Genomic DNA, 16,396 nt, shown 5'->3' on the forward strand with positions numbered 1-16,396 from the left:
GGTCAGGCTCCCTGGTTGGCCGGCTGTGGCTGAAGCGGCGCCGCCTGCTCGCGCGGGCGTTTGATCCAGATCGCGAGCCAGGCGGAGAGAACGAACAAGGCGGCTTCGGCGGCGAACACCGCCGCGTAGGCCGAGGCGGTCGACGGCATAAGGTGACGCGCAGCGTCTGCCGCCGCGGTGCCGACGAAGCCGCCGATGCCGAACGAGATCGCCTGCGAGGCGCCCCACAGGCCCATGCGCGTGCCCTCGCGATTGTCGCGGCCTTCGCTGACCATGTTCATCATCGCGCCGATCGCGGCGATGGCGTAGACGCCGTTGGTGATGCCGAGCAGCAGCACGGACGCGCGTAGCGGCCAGGCCGGGCCGACGGTGGCGGCGGCGACCAGGCTGAGCAGCGCCAGCGCCGAGGCGAGGCAGCCGCCGATGATCCAGGGCTGCGGGCGCGTCCGCCAGTCGGCATGCAGGCTCGCCATCGCCGGCATCAGGATCATGCCGATCAGCGCGCCCATGTGCTGCACCGAGGAGAGCTGCGTGGTCTGGCCCGGCGTCATGCCGAACACGCTGCCGGCGAACGGCTCCAGGATGAGGTCCTGCGCGCTGTAGGCCAGCATCGAGACGAAGATGAAGATCGCGAACCGTCGCGCCTGCGGCTCCCGGCAGATCTCGCGGAAATCCTCCATGAAGCCGGAGCGATTCGCGGCGCCGGAGGTCGTGTGAGGAGACGCGTCGGGCTGCTCGATCCCCCAGACGCCCAGCAAGGTCAGCACCATGGCGATCGCCGACACCGTGCCGGACACCAGCATCAGCCGCTCGCCGGAGAACGGATCGAGCGCCTTGCCGGCGACCGCGGTCGTGATGATGAAGCCGGTGATCATCATGATCCAGGCGATCGAGGCGGCGGCGCTGCGCCGCGCCGGCGCGGTGCGCTTGGCGAGCAACACCAGCAGTGAGGTGCCGGCGGCGCCGACGCCGATGCCGATCATGATGAAGGCGACCACGGCGATCGCGAGACCGAGAGCGAGATGCGTCGCCATCAGCGCGGTAGCGGCGGCGGCCAGCAGGCCGCCGGCGGCGAGCACGGCCATGCCGCCGACGATCCAGGCGAAACGACGCCCGCCGACGTCGGAGCCATGACCGAGCCAGGGCCTGAGCACCTGCATCGCGTAATGGATCGCGACCAGGAGGCCGGGGATCATGGCCGGCAGAGCGAGCTCGATCACCATCACGCGGTTCAAGGTCGAGGTGGTCAGCACCACGACCGCGCCAAGCGCGGTCTGCACAAGGCCCAGCCTGACGATGCCGACCCAGGACAGAGGAGCGGGCGCAGCGCTGCTCATGCCGGCAACCCCGCCAGCGCGAAGGCCGTGACCAGCATGCCCAGCACGTAGAGCAGCACGCCGGTCCCGTTGTACCAGGGCGCGAGCTCGCGCGGATTCGTCATCAAGCGCCGCATCAGCACCAGCTGGGCCGCGATCAGCGCTGCGACGATCGTGGCATGGGCCGGTCGGCTCCAGACGATAAGCAGCACGAGCACCGCGACCTGCGCCAGCGCCATCGTGATGCAGGCGAGGCGGGCGGCGCGCTCGGGCCCGAGCAGCACCGGCAGCGAATTGACGCCGCTGACGCGATCGCCATTGATCGACTTGAAGTCGTTCAGGGTCATGATGCCGTGCGCGCCGGCGCTATACAGCAGGGCGATCGAGAGCACCGGCCAGGACGGCGCCTGCGCGCTCATGATCGCCGCCGCGGTGATCCAGGGCAGTCCTTCATAGCAGAGGCCGACGGCGCTGTTGCCCCACCAGCCGTTCTGCTTCAACCGGATCGGCGGCGCGCTGTAGGCCCAGGCGAGCGCAAGGCCGAGCGCCGCCGCGGCAAAGCCCCAGGTGCCGAGCAGGGTGGCGACGCCAAGCGACAGCACCGTCCAGATCAGCGCGATATGGAGACCCCAGCGTCCGGGAATGCGGCCCGACGGGATCGGGCGGTCCGGTTCGTTGAGCGCATCGACATGGCGGTCGAACCAGTCGTTGACGGCCTGGCTGGTGGCGCACACCATCGGCCCGGCGAGCACGAGGCCCGCGATCACGATCGGCCAGCGCGACGCCAGCGGCGCGCCTGACGACACCACACCGCAGCCGAACGCCCAGATCGGCGGAAACCACGTGATCGGCTTCAACAGCTCGAGAACGGCCGAGGGCCGAAGCCTTGATGGAAGCCCTGGAGCGAGCGGGACGGGCGCGATCTCGGTCATTGCAACTGTTCCACCTATTCCAACTGACTGTCTTCTTCGCTCGGCTCGGCAAGGCCATAGCGCCGCAGCTTGACGTAGAGGCTCTGTCGGCTGAGGCCGAGCATCTCGGCAGCGGTCGCGCGGTTGTCGCCGGTCAGCTTGAGCGCGGTCTCGATGCACATCCGCTCGATCACGTCGGTGGTCTCGCGCACCAGCTCCTTGAGCGGCACGCGGCCGATCAGCTCGGCGAGCTGCTCACGGGAGCGTGGAATATAGCCGTGGTCGCCGCCGTCGCTGGAGATGCGCGGGCCGACATTGCGGATGGTGAAGCCGAGCCTGGCCTGGCCGGGCGCCCCGACCGTGCTGGCGGAGATCTCGACGTCGACCGGCGAGCCGTGCTCGCCGCGGACGACGCTGGAGAACAGCTTCACGCTGCCATGCTGGCGCAGATTGGTCAGCATGACCGAGAAATCGATCGCCGACTTGCCGATCCAGCGGTCGATCGTCTCGCCCAGGATCTGGTGCATGTTCTCGATCTGCGCGAGCTGCAGGAAGGTGGCGTTGGCGTGCAGCAGGCGGCCGTCCATGTCGGTGATGACGAATCCGTCGGGGGCCGATTCGACGAACTGCACGAGCTGGGTGTTGACGTCGGAGCTCTTCGGGAGTGCAGGCTGCGTGGCCAGCGGCGAGAACCGCAGCAGGAACAGCGACGCGTTGTCCTGCCGGAAGAAGGTGCCGTCGAGCAGATAGTCGCGGCCGCCGTCGAGCCGGATCCTGGCGCGTTCGATCTTGCCCTGCGAGCGGATCGCCAGCGACAGGGATTGCGACATCGCCATGTCGTCGAGCAGCAGCGCATCGGGAAACAGCTTGCCGATCAGATTGGCGGCGCCGTGATCGAGCAGGGCGGCCGCGGCCGGGTTGGCCTCGACGATGCGATGGCTCACCGCATCGACGATGAGGACCGGCTCCGACGTGATCTGGAACAGGATCCGGTAGCGCGATTCGGCGTTGCGCATGCGCGAATAGTCGCGCTCGATGGCAACTTGCGCCTCGATCAGCTTCTGCTGGAGCGCGGCGGTGGCGCGCACGTCGCGGCCGACCGCGATGAAGCGCGCCGCGCCCTTGATCGCCACCACCGCGAACAGGATCGGGATGTCAGGCCCGCGCGCGGCCGGATAACGCACCTCGCGCCAGCGCGACACCTTGCGCTGGGAGGCCTCCGTGAGCAGCAGCTCTGGCTTTGTCTGGCTTTCCTCGGACACTGTTGCTTGCCAGGATCGGCCGATCCACGCGTCTGTGTTTCTCAGTTCAAGCGGCAGGCCGGCTTGTTGAAAAGCCAGGTCCTGAATGTTGCCGTCGGCGTCGAGCGCGAGCGCAATGTCGGACGCTGCGGCCACCAGCATGCCCGCAACATCCGCATTGAGGTCGCCAAGCGACTCTTTCGGAGCTCTGAACGCCCTCACCAACGCCGTTGTCCTCCCAGTCAAGGAGCCTTCGCGCGGCAAGTCTCGTTCCAGCATTCATCTTCACTGCACCCTCAGCTATCGCCGTTCGGTCAGAAGACTGACGACGTGCCGGGCTTGCGAAGCCTCTCTGCTCGGATCGGAGACGACACCGTCGCCACCGACCAGGAGAACGAGTTCAGGCCGTTCAATAAAAGCAGGACCGCAGACCAGCACGCCGACGTCCTGGTTGGAGGACTCGCGCCGGACCATCCTTATGTTTGAGGCGAGATCGTCAAGCTTCCTGTCGCTGGTGGCGAAGAACTCGACGACATTGAACCACTGCGAGCGAAGCGTCTCGACGAAGCCGCGATCGGCAGTGTCGGGCTCGATCCAGGTGTCGAAGCCGTCGCGACGGAAGAACTCGCCCGCCAGCACGAGACCGAACATCATGTGGCCCAGCTCGCGCCTGTCGCCCGGCGCCGTGGTCAGCAGCACGCGCAGTCCTGCGGGCGCGACCGCGAGCTCGGCGCAGAAGGCCGGGCTGAAATGCCGCAGCAGCTGCTGCAACCGCCACAGCGCGAGCGTGACGTCGGCGAAGTCGCGCTCGTCGTCCGCCCACAGATGGCGCAGATGGTTCGCGGTGGGGACCAGGAGATCGAGATAGATGCGCTCCAGGGTCTCGCCGTGATCGCGATGCGCCTGGATGCAGGCCACCGCGCCAACATCGTCCGCGTCCAGCACGAGCTCGGCGAAATCAGCCGCCTCCTGCGCCGAGGCCGTGATGATCGCCGGGACGCGTTCCAGCGCGGAGGCATGGGCCATCACGAGCCGCGGAATGATCTCGGCTTCGATCGCGTCGTTGAGTTGGGGATGACGTGTGTTGCGCAGCGGCGCGACGATGCGCGGCGATGCCGGCGAATGAAAACCGGGCTGCCCACGCTTCGTCCGAAAGCGGGCTCGCGGAAATCGGGCTGTCTCATTGAGCTCGGTCATAAGCGCCTCCCCTCCATATGAGCGCACGTCACTCGTTGCGTCAATATTATTTGACGTCAATTTTGATTGACACTCTTCCAGCCCAGGTCTAGCGTTTCCCCATCGGGCTCGCACTCGGGGATTTGCGATGCGCCACCTGCGAACTGCACAACGTGACGTTGATCAGACCGAGTGCGGTGCACCACCAATCCCCCTGTGGTTGTCGTCATCGCATCACTGGGCACCGATGTTGTCAAATCATCTTTACACATCGTGTGATGCGCAGTTCACATCCGCCACTGATCCGTCGCTCTGGAGCCAGCTCTGCTTCACGCCTGGGCCTGCCTCGCGTGCAAAGCGGCAACCGCTTTACACGCCTGAGGAAAAGCGCCGGCGCGACGCCACGCCATGGACTCTGGTGCAGGGCATTCTGGCGCCGCTACAATTTCTCGTCTTCCTGATCAGCCTCGGCCTCGTGGCGCGCTATCTCGCGACCGGCGAGGGGCTGTGGCTCGCGACCGCCTCCGTCGTTCTCAAGACGGCGCTGCTCTACACCATCATGATCACCGGCTCGATCTGGGAGCGGGTCGTGTTCGGACGTTATCTGTTCGCACCGGCCTTCTTCTGGGAGGACGTGTTCTCGATGCTGGTGATCGCGCTGCATACGGCCTATCTGGCTGCGATCATCGGCCATGTCGGCAGCGCCCAGCAGCAGATGCTGCTCGTGCTCGCCGCCTACGCAGCCTATGCGATCAACGCCGCGCAATTCCTGCTCAAGCTGCGCGCGGCGCGGCTGCAGGACGAGGCGATGGCGGCGACGTCCCGTGCGGAGCGCGCGTCATGAATGCTCATGCGCAAGCCTGTGCCGTGAAACCACCTGCTTCGCCGGACGGCGTGCTGCGTGAGCGCGGCCAGCGCGAGGTGTTCTGCGGCCTGACCGGCATCGTCTGGCTGCACAGAAAGATTCAGGACGCGTTCTTCCTCGTCGTCGGCTCGCGCACCTGCGCGCATCTGATCCAGTCGGCCGCCGGCGTGATGATCTTCGCGGAGCCGCGCTTCGCCACCGCGATCATGGAGGAGCGCGATCTCGCCGGGCTCGTCGACGCCAATGACGAGCTCGACCGCATCGTCGGTCAGCTGCTGGCGCGCCGTCCCGAGATCAAGCTGCTGTTCCTGGTCGGCTCCTGCCCATCGGAAGTGATCAAGCTCGATCTGTCACGCGCGGCGCTGCGGCTATCGCAGCGCTTTTCGCCTGATGTGCGCGTGCTCAACTACTCCGGCAGCGGCATCGAGACAACGTTTACGCAGGGCGAGGATGCCTGCCTCGCGTCGCTCGTGCCGGTGCTCCCGGCAGCCGATCAGGCTGCGCGGCCATCGCTGCTCGTGGTCGGCGCGCTCGCCGATGTCGTCGAGGATCAGTTCAGGCGGACTTTTGCCGCCCTCGGCATCGACCAGGTTGCGTTCCTGCCGCCGCGGCGCTCGTCGGAGCTGCCGGCGATCGGCCCGGAGACGCGGGTGCTGCTGGCGCAGCCTTTCCTCGGCGACACCGCACGTGCCCTTGAGGAGCGCGGCTGTCGCCGCATCGCGGCGCCATTCCCGCTCGGCGGCGAAGGCACGGCGCTGTGGCTCGCAGCCGCGGCCGACGCCTTCGGCGTGTCGCGCGCGCATGTCGAGCGGACCATCGCGCCGCTCAAGGCGCGCGCGGAGAAGGCGCTGGCGCGCTACCGCGCGCAGCTCGCCGGCAAGCGCGTCTTCCTGTTTCCGGATTCGCAGATCGAGATCCCGCTGGCGCGTTTCCTGGCGCGCGAGATCGGCATGGAGCTGATCGAGGTCGGCACGCCCTATCTGCACCGCGAGCATCTCGACTCCGAGCTGGCGCTGCTGCCTGATGGCACGCAGCTCAGCGAGGGCCAGGATGTCGAGCGCCAGCTCGATCGTTGCCGCGAAGCCCGGCCCGACCTCGTCGTTTGCGGACTCGGCCTTGCCAACCCGCTGGAGGCCGAGGGCCTGACGACGAAATGGTCGATCGAGCTGATCTTCACGCCGATCCAGGGTTTTGAGCAGGCCGGCGATCTCGCCGAGCTGTTCGCGCGGCCCTTGCTGCGGCAAACCAGATTGGCGGTGTGAGATGCAGCTGTCGGTCTGGACCTATGAAGGACCGCCGCACATCGGAGCGATGCGCATTGCGACCGCGATGCGTGACGTGCACTACGTGCTGCACGCGCCCCAGGGCGACACCTACGCCGATCTCCTGTTCACGATGATCGAGCGGCGCGACCGCCGCCCGCCGGTCACCTACACCACGTTCCAGGCGCGCGATCTCGGCGGCGATACCGCGGATCTGCTGCAGAGCGCGGCGCGCGCGGCCTATGAGCGTTTCCAGCCGCAGGCGATGCTGGTCGGCGCGTCCTGCACGGCCGAGCTGATTCAGGACGATCCCGGCGGTCTTGCGCTGGCGTTGAAGCTTCCGATTCCGGTGATCCCGCTCGAGCTGCCGGCATATCAGCGCAAGGAGAATTGGGGCGCTTCGGAAACGTTCTACCGGATTGTACGGGCGTTGGCTGCGTCTTCTGCTGATGGCTCCCCCCGCCGTGAAAGGAAGACAGGCGCCCGTCCAGTCTGCAACCTGCTTGGTCCGACGGCTCTCGGCTTCCGTCATCGCGACGACCTCGCGGAAGTGACCAGGCAGGTTGTGGAGCTCGGCATCGAGATCAACGTGGTCGCGCCGTGGAATGCGACGCCATCAGATCTCGCTCGTCTGCCACAAGGCGATTTCAATATCGTGCTCTATCCCGAGATCGCGCTGACGGCAGCGCAATGGTTGAACCGCCAATTCGGCCAGCCCTATACGAAGACGATCCCGATCGGCGTTGGTGCCACGCGCGACTTCATCAAAGAGGTCGCCAGTCTTGCCGGTGTCGATGCAGAGTCGGTGCTGGCGCGAGCCGAGAGCCGGCTGCCCTGGTACTCGCGTTCGGTCGACTCGACCTATCTCACCGGCAAGCGCGTCTTCATCTTCGGCGATGCGACCCATGCGGTCGCCGCGGCGCGCGTCGCGACGCAGGAGCTCGGCTTCGAGGTCGTCGGCCTCGGCACCTATGCGCGCGAGTTCGCTCGCGAGATCCGCGAAGCCGCCGCGATCTACGGCGTCGAGCCGCTGATCACCGACGATTATCTCGAGGTCGAGGCCCGCGTCGGCGAGCTACGGCCGGAGCTCGTGCTCGGCACGCAGATGGAGCGCCACATCGCCAAGCGGCTCGGCATTGCCTGCGCCGTGATCTCGGCGCCGTGCCACGTGCAGGATTTCCCGGCGCGCTACTCGCCGCAGATGGGCTTCGAAGGCGCCAACGTGCTGTTCGACACCTGGGTTCATCCGCTGATGATGGGTCTGGAGGAGCATCTGCTCGGCATGTTCCGCGAGGATCACGAATTCGCCGATCACGCGCCATCGCATCTCGGTGCCGCGCCGGCGGCTCCGCCGCAGCAGCCGCAGCTGCGCGTCGTTGAAACCGTCGCATCCGTTGAACTCGCCTGGGCCTCCGACGCCGAGCGCGAGCTGACCAAGATTCCCTTCTTCGTGCGCGGCAAGGCGCGCCGCAACACCGAACGCTACGCGCGCGAGCGCAACGTCAACCTGATCACGCTCGAGACCTTGTACGATGCCAAAGCGCATTTCGGTCGCTGACGTCACACCCATCCGGGTGGTGATCGTGACGATGGACAGCCATCTCGCCTCGGCTGCCGTGCGTGCACGCACGACATTGCAGGCGGAGCTGCCCGGTCTCGATCTCAAGGTTCACGCGGCCGACGAGTGGGGCTGCAATCCGAACGCGCTCGCGCACTGCCTCGACGACATCGCCACCGGCGACATCGTGGTCGCCACCATGCTGTTCATGGAGGACCACATCCAGCCGGTGCTGCCCGCGCTGCAGGCAAGGCGCGACCACTGCGACGCCATGATCGGCTGCCTGTCGGCCGGCGAAGTCGTGCGCCTGACCCGGCTCGGCAAGCTGACGATGTCGGGCTCGGCCACCGGCGTGCTCGGCCTCTTGAAGCGGCTGCGCGGCAGCAACCGCTCCGGCTCGTCCAGCGGCCAGGGCCAGATGAAGATGCTGCAGCGGATGCCACGGCTGCTGCGCTACATCCCTGGCACCGCGCAGGATCTGCGCGCCTATTTCCTGACGCTGCAATATTGGCTCGCCGGCTCCGAGCAGAATTTTGCGAACATGGTGCGCTTCCTGGTCGGCCGCTACGCCGACGGGCCGCGCGCCTCGCTGCGCGGCAGGCTGAATGCCGCCGAGCCGGTGACCTATCCGGATGTCGGTCTCTACCACCCGCGTCTGCCGCAGCGGATCGTGGAACGCGCCGACGAGCTGCCCACCACATCGAAGGCGGTCGGCCGCGTCGGCGTGATCTTGATGCGCTCCTATCTGCTCGCCGCCAACACCGGGCATTATGATGGTGTGATCGCGGCGCTGGAGGCGCGCGGGCTCGCCGTGGTGCCGGTGTTCGCCAGCGGGCTCGACTCGCGCCCCGCCATCGCGCGTTACTTCCAGAAGGACGGTGTCGCCACGGTCGACGCGGTGATCTCGCTCACCGGCTTCTCGCTGGTCGGCGGTCCCGCCTATAATGACGCGCGTGCGGCCGAGCAGGTCATGGCCGGGCTCGATGTGCCCTTGATCGCGGCGCATCCGCTGGAGTTCCAGACCGTCGAGCAGTGGCACGACGACGCGCGCGGTCTGACGCCGGTCGAAGCCACCATGATGGTCGCGATCCCCGAGCTCGACGGCGCCGTCGGCCCGACCGTGTTCGGCGGCCGGTCGGCGATGGCCGATGCCGGCCGTGACATGGCCTCACTGCCGGAGCGTGCGACGCAACTCGCCGCGCGGGTCGCGAGGCTCGTCGAGCTGCGCCGCTCGGCGCGCGCCGAGCGGAAGCTCGGCGTGGTGTTGTTCAACTTCCCGCCGAACGGCGGCAGCGCCGGCACCGCGGCCTATCTCTCGGTGTTCGAGTCGCTGCACAATGTGATGACATCGCTGCGTGCGGCAGGCTACACGATCGACGTCCCGGATACTGTGGACGCGCTGCGCAACCGTGTGCTCAAAGGCAATGCCGAGCGCTTCGGCACCGTCGCAAATGTCGCGGCGCGCATTCCGGTCGATCAGCATGTCCGGCGCGAACGTCATCTGGCCGAGATCGAGAAGCAGTGGGGCCCGGCGCCCGGCCGTCATCAGACCGATGGCGCGAGCCTCCTGGTGCTCGGCGAGCAGTTTGGCAATCTGTTCGTCGGCCTGCAGCCCGCCTTCGGCTACGAAGGCGATCCGATGCGGTTGCTGTTCGAGCGCAGCTTCGCGCCGACGCATGCGTTCGCAGCGTTCTATCGCTGGCTGCGCGAGGACTTCCGCGCGCATGCCGTGCTGCATTTCGGCACCCATGGCGCGCTCGAATTCATGCCGGGCAAGCAGGCCGGGCTGTCCGCAGAATGCTGGCCGGAGCGGCTGATCGGCGACCTGCCGAACTTCTACATCTACGCGTCCAACAATCCGTCCGAGGGCGCGCTCGCCAAGCGCCGGGGCGGCGCGACCCTGATCAGCTATCTCACGCCCTCGATCACCAGCGCCGGCCTCTACAAGGGTCTCGCCGACCTGAAGTCCTCGCTCGATGCCTGGCGCAATCTGTCGCCTGACGCCACTGATCAATTGAGGGAGGACAGTGCGGCGCTGATCCAGGCTCAGGCGGCGACCGTCGATCTCGCCGCCGCGGAGCCGGCCTGGGGCGATGAGCGCAACGCCAGGATCGCCGCGCTGTCGGCCAGCGTGCTGGAGCTGGAATATTCGCTGATCCCGCACGGCCTGCACGTCGTCGGCTCGCCGCCGCCGGCGGAGCAGCGCGCCGAGCTGCTCGATCTCGCAGGGATCACCGACACAGCCAAGCGTACCGAACTCGACCGCTTGCTGGCGACTGACAACGAGACGCCCGCGATCCTGCATGCGCTCGACGGCGGCTACATCCGCCCGGTGCCGGGCGGCGATCTCTTGCGCAACACCGACGTGCTGCCCACGGGGCGCAATCTCCACGGCTTCGATCCGTTCCGCATCCCCAGCGCCTTCGCGCTCAAGGATGCCGAGCGCCAGGTGGCGCGGCTGCTGGCCCGCCATGCCGGCGAGGGTCACACGCTGCCGGAGACGATCGCGCTGGTGCTGTGGGGCACCGACAATCTCAAGACCGAGGGCGGGCCGATCGCGCAGGCGCTGTGGCTGATGGGCGCCGAGCCGCGCCACGACAGCTATGGCCGCCTCTGCGGCGCGAAGCTGATCCCGCTGGAGCAGCTCGGCCGTCCGCGCATCGATGTCGTGATCACACTGTCCGGCATCTTCCGCGATTTGATGCCGCTACAGACCAAGCTGCTGGCCGAAGCCGCGCTGCTCGCGGCATCGGCGGATGAGTCGGCCGAATTCAATTACGTGCGCAAGCATGCGCTGGCGTTCCAGGCCGCGCATGGCGGCGAGATCGCCGATGCCGCGCTGCGTGTGTTCGGCAATGCGGAGGGCGCCTATGGCGCCAACGTCAACCATCTGATCGATTGCGGCGCCTGGACCGATGAGGACGAGCTTGCCGACGTCTATACACGCCGAAAAGGATTTGCCTACGGCACCGACGGCCGTCCCGTCAGGCGGGATGCGCTGCTCGGCCATGTTCTGGCCGGCGTCGACGCCGCCTATCAGAACGTCGACTCGGTCGAGCTCGGCGTCACCACCATCGATCATTATTTCGATACGCTCGGCGGCATCAGCCGCGCGGTGAAGCGCGCCAAGGGCGAGGCCGCGCCGGTCTATATCGGCGACCAGACCCGCGGCGAAGGCACGGTGCGCACGCTGTCGGAGCAGGTCGCGCTGGAGACCCGCACCCGCACGCTCAATCCGAAATGGTATGAGGCGCTGCTCGCTCACGGCTATGAGGGCGTGCGCCAGATCGAGTCGCACGTGACCAACACGGTCGGCTGGTCGGCCACCACGGGCCAGGTCGCGCCGTGGGTCTATCAGCAGATCACGACGACCTTCGTGCTCGACCCCGCGATGCGCGAGCGGCTTGCCTCGCTCAATCCGGCCGCGTCGGCGAAGATCGCCAATCGTCTGATCGAGGCGCATGAGCGCAATTACTGGACCCCGGACCCCGAAATGCTCGACGTGCTGCGCAAGGCCGGGGAAGAGCTCGAAGATCGCCTCGAAGGCGTGGGAGTTGCCGCATGAACGTGACCTTGAGACCTCCGCTGACGACGGCGCCGCGCCGACCTGACGGGGCCGGCAGCGTCCAGGTGCAACTCGACCCGAACGTGGTCATCGACACCGCGAAGGTGTTCTCGGTGTACGGCAAAGGCGGCATCGGCAAGAGTACGACATCGTCGAACCTCTCGGTGGCGCTGTCCAAGCTCGGCAGGCGGGTGCTGCAGATCGGTTGCGATCCGAAGCACGACTCGACCTTCACCCTGACCAAGCGGCTGGTGCCGACGGTCATCGACATCCTCGAGCAGGTCAATTTCCACGCCGAGGAGTTGCGCCCCGAGGACTTCGTCTACCAGGGTTACAATGGCGTGATGTGCGTCGAGGCGGGCGGGCCGCCGGCCGGCACCGGCTGCGGCGGCTATGTCGTCGGCCAGACCGTCAAGCTGCTCAAGGAGCATCACCTGCTCGAGGACACCGACGTGGTGATCTTCGACGTGCTCGGCGACGTCGTCTGCGGCGGCTTCGCCGCGCCCTTGCAGCACGCCGATCGTGCGCTGATCGTGGCTGCGAACGATTTCGACTCGATCTTCGCGATGAACCGCATCGTGGCCGCGATCCAGGCCAAGTCGCGCAACTATCCGGTGCGGCTCGGCGGCGTGATCGCCAACCGCAGCGCCGCCACCGACCAGATCGACAAGTTCAACGAGCGCGCCGGATTGAAGACGGTGGCGCATTTTCCCGATCTCGACGTCATCCGGAAGAGCCGGCTGAAGAAGTGCACGCTGTTCGAGATGGAGCCCTCGCCGGACGTCGAGCGTGCCCAGAACGAATATCTGCGCCTCGCCGCCTCGCTGCTCGCCGGCGTCGAGCCGATGCAGGCGGTGCCGCTCAAGGACCGCGACATCTTCGATCTCCTTGGCTTCGATTGAGTGGGGGGCTAGCCGATGACCACAGCGGAATATCTCGCCCGGCGCAGTGAAGTGGAGACCTATTTTGACCGCACCGCGGTCGCCGCCTGGACGCGGCTGACCTCGGATGCGCCGGTGGGCCGCATTCGCGCCACGGTGCGTGCCGGCCGTGACGAGATGCGGCGGACGCTGCTGTCGTGGTTGCCGCTCGATCTGCGCGGCGCGCGGATTCTGGATGCTGGCTGCGGCACCGGCAGCTTTTCCATCGAAGCCGCGCGGCGCGGCGCCGAGGTGGTGGCCGTCGACATCTCGCCGACCCTGATCGAGATCGCGCAGCGCCGGTTGCCCGACGACATCAGCCGCAACGCCATCCGTTTCGTCGCCGGCGACATGCTCGATCCCAGGCATGGCGGCTTCAACTTCGTCGTGGCGATGGACTCGTTCATCCACTACCGCGCCGAGGATGCGGTACGGATCGTCGCGGGTCTCGCCGCGCGCACCTCCGAGTCGATCCTGATGACCTACGCGCCGCGGACGCCGCTGCTCGCAATCATGCATGCCGTCGGCGGCGTCTTCCCGCGTGGCAATCGCGCGCCGTCGATCGAGCCGGTCGCGGAGCAGAAGCTGTATCGTCTCATCGCCGACAACCATGATCTCGCCGACTGGCGCTGCGCGCGCAGTAGCCGCATCGCCAACGGCTTCTACATTTCACAAGCGCTGGAGCTTCGCCCGTCATGAGCGCGCGCGCACCATCGGTCCTGCAACTGTGGACGCGGCTGTCGTCGCGTTATCTGCCGTTCGCGGATGCCGCCTCGACCGAGCTGCCGCTGTCGCGCCTGATGCGGCTGTCGCTGTTCCAGGTCTCGATCGGCATATCGGTGGTGCTGCTCAACGGCACGCTCAACCGCGTCATGATCGTCGAGCTAGGCGTGCCCAGCTGGCTGGTCGCCACCATGGTGGCGCTGCCGCTGGTGTTCGCGCCGCTGCGGGTGCTGATCGGCTTCAAGTCCGACCATCACCGCTCGGTGCTGGGCTGGCGCCGGGTGCCCTACATCTGGATGGGCACTTTGCTGCAGTTCGGCGGCCTCGCCATCATGCCGTTCGCGCTGCTGCTGCTGTCGTCGGGCGACGCGCCGGGCCAGGTGATCGCCGGCCGCATCGGTGCGGCGCTGGCCTTCCTCCTGGTCGGCGCCGGCCTGCATACGACCCAGACCGCCGGCCTGTCGCTTGCCACAGACATTGCCCCTGAGCACTCGCGCCCTCGCGTCGTCGCCTTCCTCTACGTGATGCTGATGTTCGGCATGATGGCGAGCGCGCTGACCTTCGGCGGGCTGCTCGCCGAGTTCAGCGAGATGCGGCTGATCCAGGTCATCCAGGGCGCGGCGCTGACCGAGATGGTGCTCAACGTCATCGCGCTGTGGAAGCAGGAGGCGCGCGATCCCTCGCGCACGTCGGCTGCACGTGAGCGGCCGCGCTTCGGCGATTCCTGGCGGCAGTTCCGCGAGGCCGGCGGCTCGATGCGGGTGCTGGTCGCGGTCGGGCTCGGCACGGCCGGCTTCACGATGCAGGACATCCTGCTTGAGCCGTATGGCGCGGAGATCCTGCACCTCACGGTCGGCGAAACCACGGCGCTGACGGCCTTGTTCGCAGCCGGCACGCTCGCAGGCTTCGGCCTGTCGGCGCGCCAGCTGGGCAAGGGCGCCGATCCCTATCGGATCGCGGCGCTCGGCGGACTCGTCGGGCTGTTCGCGTTCTCCGCGGTGATCTTCTCGGCGCCGCTCGCCTCGCCCCTGCTGTTCCGGATCGGCACGACGCTGATCGGATTCGGCGGCGGCCTGTTCGCGGTCGGCACGCTGACGGCGGCGATGGCGCTGGTGCAGAACGGTGAGAGCGGGCTCGCGCTCGGCGCCTGGGGCGCAGTGCAGGCGACGTCAGCGGGTGTAGCCATCGCCGGCGGTGGCGCCATTCGCGATGTGATGTCGCAGCTGGCATTGAATGGAAGCCTCGGCGTCGCGCTCGCCGGGCCGGCGACCGGCTACAGCATCGTCTACCACGTCGAGATCGCGCTGCTGTTCGTCACCCTTGCGGTGATCGGGCCGCTGGTGCGGCGGCGGGCGGCGGAGCCGCAGCAGCTTCAATTCGGAATCGTTGAATTTCCAGGTTAGCCCAGTCGGGGAGGAAGCCATGACGTCTTTCACGAGCTACATCGATGTCGCCCAGGTGGTGCTTTACGGGTTCTGGGTGTTCTTCGCAGGCCTGATCTTCTATCTGCGCACCGAGGACAAGCGCGAAGGCTATCCGCTGCAGTTCGAAGGCCGGATCGGCCGGCAGACGGCGTCGAGCGGTCACGGCTTCCCGACGCCGCCGTCACCCAAGACCTATCACATGCATGGCGGGCGCACCGCCACTCTGCCGAACTGGGACAACGACCGCGCCGATGCGCCGGTCACGCCGATGTATCCCTGGCCCGGCACGCCCTATCTGCCGACCGGCAATCCGATGCTCGACGGCGTCGGCCCGGGCTCCTTCGCCGCGCGCAAGGACGAGCCGGAGCTGACGATGGACAACATCCCGGCGATCGTGCCGCTGCGCGTCGACGGCAGCATCTTCATCGCCTCGGAGGACCCGGATCCGCGCGGCATGCCGGTGATCGGCTGCGACGGCAGGCTCGGCGGCAAGGTCCGCGAGGTCTGGGTCGACCGCGCCGAGATGCTGATCCGCTATCTCGAAGTCGAGGTCGAGGGCATCGTCGGACGCCACGTGCTGCTGCCGATGACCATGGCCATCGTCGACAAGTCGCGCAAGGCGGTGCTGGTCGACGCCATTCTCGGCTCGCAATTCGCCAGCGTGCCCGGTCTCGCCAGCCCCGATCAGGTCACCAAGCTCGAGGAGGACAAGATCGTCGGCTACTACGGCGGCGGCCATCTCTATGCGACCCCTGCACGCCAGGAGCCGCTGCTGTGAGCACCCGTCGGGACCAGGATCAGCTGATGCTGCCGGCAGGCGAGCGCCTGTTGTGGCAGGGACAGCCCACGGTGAAGGCGCTGCTGCTGCGCGTCTTCCACCTGCGCCTGGTGCTCGCCTACTTCGCCGCGCTGTTCGGCGCGCGCGTGGTAACGGGCACGCTGGATCACCAGCCGCTCGCAACTTCGCTCGCCAGTGCGTCGTCGCTGGCGATGCCGGTGGCGATCGCTACGCTGCTGCTCATCGGGCTCGCGGTGCTCTACAGCCGTACCACGCGCTACACCATCACCTCCAAGCGCGTGCTGCTGCAGTTCGGTGCCGTGCTGCCGATGACCTTGAACGTGCCGTTCAAGCAGGTCTCGCGCGCCGACGTGAAGCTGTTCTCCGACGGCTCCGGCGATCTGCCGCTCGGCGTCACCGCCCAGCAGCGGCTGTCCTATCTGCTGCTGTGGCCGCATGCGCGTCCGTGGCGGCTGAACGAGGTCGAGCCGATGCTGCGTGGCGTGCCTGATGCCCGCGAGGCGGCCGAGATCCTCGCAAAGGCGCTGGTCGCGGCCTCGGACGGCGCGGTCGCGGCGCAGCCGATCGCCGCGGGCAACGGACAGCCGCAAGGCGCGTCGCCTGCGGGTGCGGTCGCCAGCGCGGCGTGATCAGGAG

13 protein-coding genes are annotated in these 16,396 nt (G+C 67.5%); 9 read left to right on the forward strand and 4 right to left on the reverse strand.

Annotated features, from left to right (window positions below; all coding sequences use genetic code 11):
- Positions 1 to 2: 2 nt before the first annotated feature.
- The 4 genes from ACQR1F_RS30330 to ACQR1F_RS30345 all read right to left on the reverse strand — a co-directional run bounded on the left by ACQR1F_RS30330 (position 3) and on the right by ACQR1F_RS30345 (position 4,665).
- Entirely contained in the window at positions 3 to 1,337 is a 1,335-nt protein-coding gene (locus ACQR1F_RS30330) for a BCD family MFS transporter (protein ID WP_434914423.1), read from the reverse strand.
- Positions 1,334 to 2,248, reverse strand: coding sequence for a chlorophyll synthase ChlG (gene chlG / locus ACQR1F_RS30335; protein WP_434914424.1), 915 nt, complete (start codon positions 2,246 to 2,248; stop codon positions 1,334 to 1,336). The genes ACQR1F_RS30330 and chlG overlap by 4 nt, the downstream gene beginning before the upstream one ends.
- 14 nt (positions 2,249 to 2,262) lie before the next feature.
- Positions 2,263 to 3,630 carry a transcriptional regulator PpsR gene (ppsR, locus tag ACQR1F_RS30340; protein WP_315803456.1) on the reverse strand — a complete coding sequence of 456 codons (1,368 nt, stop codon included), beginning with the start codon at positions 3,628 to 3,630 and terminating at the stop codon, positions 2,263 to 2,265.
- A 138-nt stretch (positions 3,631 to 3,768) separates the two neighbouring features.
- The gene (locus ACQR1F_RS30345) at positions 3,769 to 4,665 is read right to left on the reverse strand and encodes a cobalamin B12-binding domain-containing protein (protein ID WP_434914425.1); all 897 of its coding nucleotides are present in this window, start codon (positions 4,663 to 4,665) and stop codon (positions 3,769 to 3,771) included.
- A gap of 229 nt (positions 4,666 to 4,894) precedes the next feature.
- Between ACQR1F_RS30345 and bchF the strand changes: the two genes are divergently transcribed.
- From bchF to puhB, 9 genes are read left to right on the forward strand one after another with little or no spacing between them, the layout of a single operon-like run.
- Entirely contained in the window at positions 4,895 to 5,488 is a 594-nt protein-coding gene (gene bchF, locus ACQR1F_RS30350) for a 2-vinyl bacteriochlorophyllide hydratase (RefSeq protein WP_434914426.1), read from the forward strand.
- Positions 5,485 to 6,771 carry a ferredoxin:protochlorophyllide reductase (ATP-dependent) subunit N gene (locus ACQR1F_RS30355; RefSeq protein WP_434899940.1) on the forward strand — a complete coding sequence of 429 codons (1,287 nt, stop codon included), beginning with the start codon at positions 5,485 to 5,487 and terminating at the stop codon, positions 6,769 to 6,771. Before bchF ends, ACQR1F_RS30355 begins: the two co-directional genes overlap by 4 nt.
- Position 6,772: 1 nt before the next feature.
- A complete protein-coding gene (bchB, locus tag ACQR1F_RS30360; RefSeq protein WP_434914427.1) occupies positions 6,773 to 8,329 on the forward strand; it encodes a ferredoxin:protochlorophyllide reductase (ATP-dependent) subunit B in 1,557 nt (518 codons plus the stop codon).
- The gene (locus ACQR1F_RS30365; protein WP_434914428.1) at positions 8,304 to 11,894 is read left to right on the forward strand and encodes a magnesium chelatase subunit H; all 3,591 of its coding nucleotides are present in this window, start codon (positions 8,304 to 8,306) and stop codon (positions 11,892 to 11,894) included. The genes bchB and ACQR1F_RS30365 overlap by 26 nt, the downstream gene beginning before the upstream one ends.
- Complete coding sequence (gene bchL / locus ACQR1F_RS30370; RefSeq protein ID WP_434845561.1) at positions 11,891 to 12,796, forward strand: ferredoxin:protochlorophyllide reductase (ATP-dependent) iron-sulfur ATP-binding protein; 906 nt, start codon at positions 11,891 to 11,893, stop codon at positions 12,794 to 12,796. Before ACQR1F_RS30365 ends, bchL begins: the two co-directional genes overlap by 4 nt.
- 15 nt (positions 12,797 to 12,811) lie before the next feature.
- Positions 12,812 to 13,513 (forward strand): magnesium protoporphyrin IX methyltransferase, encoded by a 702-nt coding sequence (gene bchM, locus ACQR1F_RS30375; protein WP_434914429.1) that lies wholly within the window; start codon positions 12,812 to 12,814, stop codon positions 13,511 to 13,513.
- The gene (locus ACQR1F_RS30380; RefSeq protein WP_434873834.1) at positions 13,510 to 14,940 is read left to right on the forward strand and encodes a BCD family MFS transporter; all 1,431 of its coding nucleotides are present in this window, start codon (positions 13,510 to 13,512) and stop codon (positions 14,938 to 14,940) included. Before bchM ends, ACQR1F_RS30380 begins: the two co-directional genes overlap by 4 nt.
- Positions 14,941 to 14,959: 19 nt before the next feature.
- Positions 14,960 to 15,739 carry a photosynthetic reaction center subunit H gene (gene puhA / locus ACQR1F_RS30385; RefSeq protein ID WP_315803465.1) on the forward strand — a complete coding sequence of 260 codons (780 nt, stop codon included), beginning with the start codon at positions 14,960 to 14,962 and terminating at the stop codon, positions 15,737 to 15,739.
- The gene (gene puhB / locus ACQR1F_RS30390; protein ID WP_316217394.1) at positions 15,736 to 16,389 is read left to right on the forward strand and encodes a photosynthetic complex putative assembly protein PuhB; all 654 of its coding nucleotides are present in this window, start codon (positions 15,736 to 15,738) and stop codon (positions 16,387 to 16,389) included. The genes puhA and puhB overlap by 4 nt, the downstream gene beginning before the upstream one ends.
- Positions 16,390 to 16,396: the final 7 nt, after the last annotated feature.

Source organism: Bradyrhizobium sp. HKCCYLS3013, assembly GCF_051167615.1.
GTDB lineage: Bacteria > Pseudomonadota > Alphaproteobacteria > Rhizobiales > Xanthobacteraceae > Bradyrhizobium.